Origin of the sequence: Paenibacillus campinasensis (assembly GCF_002272015.1) — a bacterium.
GTDB lineage: Bacteria > Bacillota > Bacilli > Paenibacillales > Paenibacillaceae > Paenibacillus_AQ > Paenibacillus_AQ campinasensis.
The window spans coordinates 51946-60580 of the sequence record NZ_NPBY01000082.1; the positions used below are offsets into that span (position 1 = coordinate 51946).

5 protein-coding genes are annotated in these 8635 nt (G+C 58.7%); 3 read left to right on the plus strand and 2 right to left on the minus strand.

What is annotated here, in order from left to right; translation table 11 throughout:
• Positions 1–318 precede the first annotated feature (318 nt).
• The gene (locus CHH67_RS23260) at positions 319–1086 is read right to left on the minus strand and encodes an electron transfer flavoprotein subunit beta/FixA family protein (RefSeq protein ID WP_095267755.1); all 768 of its coding nucleotides are present in this window, start codon (positions 1084–1086) and stop codon (positions 319–321) included.
• Positions 1087–1145: 59 nt separating this feature from the next.
• Entirely contained in the window at positions 1146–1736 is a 591-nt protein-coding gene (locus tag CHH67_RS23265) for a fatty acid metabolism transcriptional regulator FadR (RefSeq protein WP_095267756.1), read from the minus strand.
• 700 nt (positions 1737–2436) lie between these two features.
• On the opposite strand from CHH67_RS23265, the gene CHH67_RS23270 reads away from it, so the two are divergent.
• From CHH67_RS23270 to CHH67_RS23280, 3 genes are all read left to right on the plus strand, one after another.
• Positions 2437–4617 carry a (Fe-S)-binding protein gene (locus CHH67_RS23270; RefSeq protein ID WP_095267757.1) on the plus strand — a complete coding sequence of 727 codons (2181 nt, stop codon included), beginning with the start codon at positions 2437–2439 and terminating at the stop codon, positions 4615–4617.
• Positions 4614–7052 (plus strand): 3-hydroxyacyl-CoA dehydrogenase/enoyl-CoA hydratase family protein, encoded by a 2439-nt coding sequence (locus tag CHH67_RS23275; RefSeq protein WP_095267758.1) that lies wholly within the window; start codon positions 4614–4616, stop codon positions 7050–7052. The genes CHH67_RS23270 and CHH67_RS23275 overlap by 4 nt, the downstream gene beginning before the upstream one ends.
• A 143-nt stretch (positions 7053–7195) precedes the next feature.
• Positions 7196–8398 (plus strand): acetyl-CoA C-acyltransferase, encoded by a 1203-nt coding sequence (locus CHH67_RS23280; RefSeq protein WP_095267759.1) that lies wholly within the window; start codon positions 7196–7198, stop codon positions 8396–8398.
• The last annotated feature ends 237 nt before the right edge of the window (positions 8399–8635 follow it).

The following is an 8635-nucleotide window of genomic DNA, read 5'->3' on the forward strand; positions in this document are numbered from 1 at the left end:
AGCAGTGAAACAAGCGGCAGGCTGGCGTGAGGGCGGGTGAAAGCATGGTGAAAAGCGTGCATGACGGACATCCCGTAGGCCATACAATCAGAGTACACAGCCAAACAAAGGATAGCTGGCTCAAGAGATGTAACCGCATACAATTGCAATTGCGTGTGAACAGTTGCTGCCAGATGGCGCATAAGCCAGCAAGAATAGCAGCGATCCCTACAAGCAAGCTGCTGGATGAGTGAATTAGGGTCCGGCAAGCAGGCAGCGGATACGTGGATAAGCGGGTAAAAAGACAACCGCGCTAGCGTGTAGACCCCGCTGTCCTCCCTAGATCACCTTGGATTGTGTCCGCAGCAGGGTGACCAGCTCGCGCGCAACCTCAGCCGGCTCGCCTTTCAGCATACGGCCGGCGCTTCGCTCCGGCGGAAGCGACAGGTCGCTGCGCCGTGTAGCCGGGAGGACATCGTCCTCAGACAGGCCGAGGTCATCCAGCGTAAGCGTCTGCAGCGGCTTCTTCTTCGCTTTCATAATGCCGGGCAAGGACGGATAGCGCGGCTCGTTCAGGCCCTGCTGCGCGGTAAAGACCGCAGGCAGCTGAACCTCCAGCACCTCCAGATCGCCCTCGGCGTCCCGGTGCACCTCGGCGGTCGTGCCGCGGATCGCAAGCTTGGTGATCGAGCCGGCATGAGCGAATCCGAGCAGCTGTGCCAGCCGGATTGCCACCTGGCCCGAGCCGCGGTCCACCGAGAAGTTGCCGCCGAGGATCAGGTCCGGTGCGGCTGTTGCCAGGTAGGCATGGAGCACTTTCGATACCGCATGCTCGTCATCGGGGATGCGCGCATCGGAGATCAGGACGGCATCGTCCGCACCCATGGCCAGCGCGGTCCGCAATGCCTCTACCGTCCGATCGGGCCCGACGGAGAGGAGCGTTACGCTGCCGCCAGCTTCATCACGAAGCTTGACGGCTTCTTCCACGGCATACTCGTCGTACGGGTTGATGACGAATTTGACACCGTCTTCGGCAATAGATCCGTTATCGATCTCAATTCTCTCCTCCGTATCAAACGTTTGTTTCAGCAGAACAACAATCTTCATCGGTTCAGCTCTCCTTTCGAGTGGTGCCTTCATCAATATGAAAATCAGCAGGCCGTGCGTTATTTCCTGCTGGACACACCATTCAGAAAAAACTCCAGCGTCTCCTCCACCTGCTCGGACAGGGAATACTTGCGTCCCGATATGAGCCAGGAGGTTACCGCTTCGTCCATCGCACCGAAAATGAGGTTGCGCACCAGCTTGACGTTCAGGTCAGAACGAAAGGTCTGCTCCCGAATGCCCTGTTCCAAAATATTCTCGATCAACACAATATATGGCTTCAAGGCACTGCCAATTTCCTTGCGCAGCTCCAGGTCGCTCTGCCGGAGCTCGATCTGTGTCACGTAAGCCAGCTCGGGATTGCTCTCCAGCTCCGAGAAGTGAATGCTGCACACGGTCCGAAGCGCCTCGACTGCGCCGGATGTTCCTTCCACGCTGGCGTGGAACTTTCCGACCAGCTCGCCGAGCTTCTCCTGGAACAGGCGGATCAGAATATCCTCTTTCCGTTTGAAATACAGATAGATGGTGCCGTCTGCGACACCGGCCGCCTTGGCGATCTTGGAAACCTGTGAGCGATGGTAGCCATTCTCGGCGAATACTTTCAGGGCGCCCTGGAGGATCATGTGATACTTCTCATTTTTTTTACTTGTCATATGTTCACCCCGGTGTTAGAATACAGTTAAAATTATGAATGAATACTCATTCATTTCTTGCTTTCCATCATAAAATACGTTCAGGTCATTGTCAACGGCGGGTTGTGCCCAACCAGGATCAAGCGGGCGTAAATGGAGCAGCAGGCATCCTCTGGGATCGAATAACATAGACCTTCATATCGCAATATCAAGATGGCAGTGTACTGCTGAGCTCGGCAGCGAGAGGAGTCGGAAACGGTGACAGCAGCCCGGAACAGCAACGAGTACGGGACTCCGTGTCTGGGCTCAGCCTAGCTTTAGGACTCAGCACTCAGCACTCAGCACTCAGTACTCAGCACTCAGTACAACGGCGTACAGTAGAAGTACGCAGCATTTTAAGCACGTTGTGAATGGTGCTCCGGCAGAGAGCTCAGCAAGCAGCAAGCAGCATGCAGTATCCGTACTCCGCTAGGACAGACGTTTAGCTGACATCGCAGGTACCGCACAGGGCGATCATGGAAGGTCTAATCATGCTCCTTATATGTAAGCGCTTAATATGGTGGTTGTTACAATATTGGACATCCCGCACATGCCGGAAGGAGTGAAATGCCGATGACAACCGGAACAACAGCACCTGCACCATGTCTATTGATCAGTAAAACCATTCAACCGTTCACACTCAGGTGAAGAGGAGGAAATTAACGCAAGGAGCTGAGAAGCTATGTTACTGCAATGGATCAACGCCCTGCTCTTTGTCGGAATTACGGGCTGGGCGGTCTATATGTTTGCCGCCGTGGTTTACCGCCGGTACTTGTACATTCGGCTGGGAAAGCCGGTTCGGCTGACAAGGGAGCTGAAAGCACGTCTGTCCCAGTTTGCCATTCAGGTGTTCGGCCAGAGCAAGCTGTTGAAAGACCGCAGGAGCGGGGTCATGCACTTCATTGTGTTTTATGGATTTATTATTTTGCAATTCGGGGCGCTGGACATCATCTGGAAAGGATTAAGCGGGCATGCGCTGCCGATTCCGGGGTACGAAGCTTTTATTCTGATGCAGGAGATCACCGTGGTGCTCATTCTGGCAGCCATCGGATATGCCGCCTACCGCCGCTATGGCGAGAAGCTGAAACGGCTGAAACGGGGGTGGAAGCCGAGCGTTGTGGTCTATTTTATCACCTCGCTGATGGTGTCGGTGCTGCTGACGATGGCTTTTGAGCGATTGCATGAAGGGCATCCGTGGTCGGCCTTGGCTCCGGTATCTTCGAGCATTGCCGCCGGGTTCGCCTGGATGCCGGAGGCGGCTGTTGCGGCTGCTTATTATGGGTTCTGGTGGGTTCATCTGCTGATTTTGCTCTCGTTTCTGGTGTACGTACCTCAGTCGAAGCATTTTCATCTCATTACCGCGCCAGTCAACATTCTGGTCCGCCGCACCGACCCTCCGAGCAAGCTCAGCAAGCTGGATCTGGAGGATGAGGAGGCAGAGTCGTTCGGCACGGGGACGATTGAGCATTTTACGCAAAAACAGCTGCTTGATCTATACGCCTGCGTGGAATGCGGGAGATGCACCAGCGTCTGCCCGGCTTCCAGCACCGGTAAACTGCTGTCCCCCATGCACATGATTGTAAAACTCCGCGATCACCTTACGGAGAAGGGCGCAGCCCTCACCTCCAAATCCCCGTGGATGCCGCAGGCCATATTCGGTTCCCCGGGCGTCCACCGCATGGCTGCCACGGATCTGGCGCTTGTCGGCTGGAAGGGGGAGGGGATGACAGACATCGGGCCGACGATGGCCGTGCAGCAGCGCGCCTGGCATCAAGTGGAAGGTGTAAGCCCGAGGGATGTCCAGCTGATCGGGGGGGTCATGACCGAGGAGGAAATATGGGCCTGTACAACTTGCCGGAATTGTGAGGATCAGTGTCCTGTGGCGAACGAGCATGTTGACAAAATCGTCGACCTTCGCCGCCATCTCGTCCTGATGGAGGGCAGCGTGCCGCAGGAGGGCCAGCGGGCGATGCAGAACATCGAGCGCCAGGGCAATCCGTGGGGAATCAGCCGCTCGGAACGGAGCAAATGGGTGCAGGAGATCGATCCGGAAGGAACGATGGACTTGAGCATCCCCACCGTCAAGGACAACCCGGATTTTGAGGTGCTGTTCTTTGTCGGCTCGATGGGCTCCTACGATAACCGCAGCCGCAAAATCACCCGCGCCTTCGTCCGGCTCATGAACGAAGCAAATGTCAACTTCGCCATCCTCGGCAATGAGGAGAAGAACTCCGGCGATACGCCGCGCCGACTCGGCAACGAGTTTCTGTTTCAGCAATTGTGTCAGGAGAACGTCGAGATCTTCCGCAAATACAACGTGACCAAAATCGTTACCGCCTGTCCGCACACCTTCAATATATTCAAGAACGAATACCCCGATTTCGGGCTGGAAGCCGAGGTGATTCATCACACGGAACTGCTGGATCAGCTGCTGAAGGAAGGTCGGCTGGTGCCAACACATCCGGTCCGGGAAAAAATCACATACCACGATTCCTGCTACCTTGGGCGCTACAACGATGTGTACGATCAGCCCCGCAATGTGCTGCGCGCGATCCCTGGCGTAGAGCTGCTGGAGATGGCGCGCAGCCGGGAGAACGGCATGTGCTGCGGTGCGGGAGGCGGCCGGATGTGGATGGAGGAAGACGAGGGCAAGCGGGTCAATCTGGCCCGAACCGAGCAGGCGCTGGCCGTATCGCCAACGATGATCAGCTCCGCCTGCCCCTACTGTCTGACGATGCTGGAGGACGGCACGAAGCTGAAGGAGGTTGAGGAGCACGTCAGAACGCGGGATATCGCGGAGATTTTGGAGGAATCGGTCTTTGGTCTGTCTCAAACTCAAGAACAGGAGGTTGTCGTGCAATGAACAAAACCATCGCAAGAACGCCCGCGGGTGCCGGGGTGACCACCCGGACCATCGCTAAAGCAGCCGTGATCGGCTCCGGGGTAATGGGAGCGGGCATCGCTGCCCATCTGGCTAATGCAGGCATTCCATGCCTGCTGCTCGACATTGTGCCAACGTCACTGACGCCCGAAGAGGAACAGAAGGGCCTGACACTGGAGCATCCTCAGGTCCGAAACCGGCTGGCTGCAAAAGCTGTAGCTGCTCTGCCGAAATCGAGCACGGCACCGCTGTATCGGGCGGATGATGCCGCCAGAATTACACCTGGCAATACGGAGGATCATCTGGCGCAGCTGAGGGACGCCGATTGGATCATCGAGGTCGTCACGGAGCGCCTGGATATTAAGAAAAGCATCCTGAAGCAGATCGAATCGGTTCGCAAGGAAGGGGCAATCGTCAGTACCAACACGTCCGGTATTTCCGTAAATGCGATGGCCGAGGATTGCAGCGAGGAGTTCCGGCGCCATTTTCTCGGAACGCATTTCTTCAATCCGCCAAGGCATATGAAGCTGCTGGAGATTATTCCGGGTTATGATACCGACCCTGAGATCACAGCGTTTATGGTCCAGTTCTGTACCAAGCGTCTAGGCAAAGGGGTGGTGGTGGCGAAGGATACACCAAACTTCATCGCCAACCGGATTGGCACATACGGCCTGCTCGTGACGCTGCAGGAAATGATCCGGGGCGGATACACGGTCGAGGAGGTGGATGCGGCGACCGGACCGGTGCTGGGGCGGCCGAAGAGCGCGACCTTCCGCACGCTTGATCTTGTGGGCATCGACACTTTCGGCCATGTTGCCCGCAACGTCTACGATCAGGCGCCAGCCGGGAAGGAGCGCGAGGTCTTCGCGGTTCCGCATGTCATGGAGCAGCTTGTCGCCCGGGGCTGGATCGGGGAGAAGTCCGGTCAGGGATTTTACAAAAAAATCAAGGGTGAGCAAGGGAGCCAGATTCTGTCCCTTCACCTGGACTCCATGGAATATCATCCGGTGGCCAAAGTGAGCTCGGGATCGCTCGAAGCGGCCAAGGCCGTAAAGGGGGCCCGGAAGAAGGTCAAAGCCTTCCTCAGCACCCCGGACCGATATTCGGAGCTGGCCTGGCATGTGCTGAAGCAGGTGCTGGTCTACGCGGCCGAGAAGCTTGGCGAAATCGCCGATTCAGTCCAGGATGTCGATAATGCCATGAAATGGGGCTTCAACTGGGAGCTGGGCCCGTTCGAGACCTGGGATCTGATCGGACTGCCGGCGTCGGTGCAGCGGATGGAAGCCGAGGGCTTGACGGTGCCGGCATGGGTGAAGGAATGGATTGCGTCCGGAAACCGCTCGTTCTACAAAACGGAGGAGGGCCAGCTGTTCCACTATCATAAAGGAGCTTATCGCGGTGTTGAAACAGAGCCGGAGCGGATATCGCTTAGCTTGTTAAAACAGCAAAACCGCATCATTCGCGCCAACAGCGGGGCCAATCTGATCGACCTCGGGGATGAGGTGGCTTGTCTTGAATTCACTTCACCCAACAATGCCATCGGAGCGGACATTCTTGTCATGATCCAACAGAGCGTGGACGAGGTGCGCGCCAATTACCGCGGGCTGGTCATAGCCAATGAAGGCCGCAACTTCTGTGTGGGCGCAAATCTGATGCTGATGCTGATGGAGGCCCAGAGCGGAGATTGGGATGAGGTGGATGACATTATCCATCTGTTCCAGGGCAGCATGATGAAGCTAAAGCAGCTGGAAAAGCCGGTGGTCGCCGCGCCGCACCGGATGACCCTGGGCGGGGGCGTGGAAGCCTGCCTGCCGGCAGACCGGATCATCTTCTCGGCTGAGACGTATTTCGGCCTGGTCGAGACAGGGGTCGGCCTCATTCCGGCGGGCGGCGGCTGCAAGGAGCTGACGCTGATGATCAGCGACAGCCATCCGGACCCGGAGGCCGATCTGCAGCCGGCGATCAATCGCGTCTTTGAAATGATTGCGATGGCAAAAACATCGACAAGCGGGCCTGACGCGATCCGGATGGGGTATGGCCGGCCGGGGGATACGGTGGTCATGAATCAGGACTATCGTATCTATGAAGCGAAGCAGGCTGTGCTGGAGATGGATCGCGCCGGATATGCGCCGCGTGATCCGGGCCGCATCCGCGTCACGGGCCGCGATGGCCGGGCGGTGCTCCAGATGGGCGCGCTCTCGCTCAAGCAGGGCGGTTATATTAGCGATCATGACTATCTGATCGCGAAGAAGCTCGCCCACGTGCTCACCGGCGGCGATGTGCCAGCCGGAACGGTCGTGAGCGAGCAGCATCTGCTCGACCTGGAGCGCGAGGCGTTCCTGAGCCTGCTGGGCGAGGTCAAGACGCAGCAGCGCATGCAGCACATGCTGGCCAAGGGCAAGCCGCTGCGGAATTAGGGAATTGGCTGGGCCCGGTCCTGGCGGGCGGGCCGTCAAATGAGAGATTCGGCAACCGGTATGAGCTGATCGCGGCCGGTCTGGTCGTTATCGAAAAAACCAGTGAGTGTGGCAATCCAACAATTCAAGTTGAGGTGAATGGCATGAGAGAAGCGGTCATCGTATCACTGGCCCGCACGCCGGTCGGCAGGGCCAAGAAGGGAAGCTTGGCCCAGACGAGGGTGGAAGACCTTGGCAAGGCGGTTCTGGAAGCCGTCATCGAGCGGGCTCCTGGGCTGCAAAAAGAGGACGTGGATGATGTTATTCTGGGCTGCGCCATGCCGGAGGGTGAACAGGGGCTTAACGTGGCCCGCATTATTTCCTTGTATGCGAATTATCCGGTTACCGTTCCGGCGATGACGGTGAACCGTTTTTGCTCATCGGGCCTGCAGGCCATCGCTTTTGCGGCCGAGCGGATTATGCTGGGCTATGCCGATGTCATCGTGGCCGGTGGCGTGGAAAGCATGAGCCATGTGCCTATGACCGGCTTCAAGCCGGCACCGCACCTGGGCATCGTCGAGGATATGCCCGAGGTGTATATGGCTATGGGGCATACCGCTGAGGAGGTGGCGCGGCGGTTCGGGATTACCCGCGAAGCGCAGGATGCCTTCGCAGCAAGCAGCCATCGCAAGGCAGCAGCTGCCATCGCCAGTGGCAAATTCGAAGCGGAAATTGTGCCGCTCGACGTCACGCTCACGGCAGCCGATGAGCGCGGCAAGCCGCGCGCCACGAGCTTCACCTTCCGTATGGATGAAGGTGTCCGCCCGGACACTTCCACCGATGTGCTCGCCCGGCTGAAGCCGGCCTTCTCCCTCGGCGGGACGGTGACCGCGGGCAATGCATCGCAGACGAGCGACGGCGCTGCGGCGGTGGCGGTCATGAGCCGCGAGAAGGCGGAGGAGCTGGGCCTGAGGCCGCTGGCGGCCTTCCGGTCCTTTGCCCTGGCGGGCGTGGAGCCTGAAATTATGGGAGTGGGGCCTGTGGAAGCCATCCCGAAGGCGCTCCGCATGGCGGGAATTGATCTGGATCAGGTGGCTGCGTTCGAGATTAACGAAGCCTTTGCTTCCCAATGCCTGCACATTATTCAGGCGCTGGAGCTGGATGAGGGCAAAGTCAACGTCAACGGCGGCGCAATTGCACTTGGCCACCCCCTCGGCTGCACCGGCGCCAAGCTTACCGTCAGCCTCGTATCCGAGCTGGCCCGCCGCGGCGGCGGCTACGGCGTCGTGAGCATGTGCATCGGCGGCGGCATGGGCGCAGCCGGCGTGTTCGAGGTGTTCGCCGCCGACGCCGTGCAGCCAGCCTAGCCGGTCCGGTGAGGGCCGCTCGGCTCGCACCGTGGCGTAGCCGCTGGATTGGCCCGGCGCGGGCGGGTGATGCTGTGGGCCAAGATTGCGCGGCCTCGCGTAGAAACGCCCCGATGCACTCCAGCCGCTTCGGCAGCTGGTTGTAGGCCGTCGCCCACTATCGCCGTCCCGCCGAGTGAGCGTGGCAGCAGCCGAACACGGCCTGGCCACGAGCCCCACCCCACCCAGGCGGAGGCC

Excerpts from the sequence above, each read along its gene's own strand:
- CHH67_RS23265 (WP_095267756.1), bottom strand. The coding sequence starts at position 1,736 with ATGACAAGTAAAAAAAATGAGAAGTATCACATGATCCTCCAGGGCGCC.
- CHH67_RS23275 (WP_095267758.1), top strand. The coding sequence starts at position 4,614 with ATGAACAAAACCATCGCAAGAACGCCCGCGGGTGCCGGGGTGACCACC.
- CHH67_RS23280 (WP_095267759.1), top strand. The coding sequence starts at position 7,196 with ATGAGAGAAGCGGTCATCGTATCACTGGCCCGCACGCCGGTCGGCAGG.
- CHH67_RS23260 (WP_095267755.1), bottom strand. The coding sequence starts at position 1,086 with ATGAAGATTGTTGTTCTGCTGAAACAAACGTTTGATACGGAGGAGAGA.
- CHH67_RS23270 (WP_095267757.1), top strand. The coding sequence starts at position 2,437 with ATGTTACTGCAATGGATCAACGCCCTGCTCTTTGTCGGAATTACGGGC.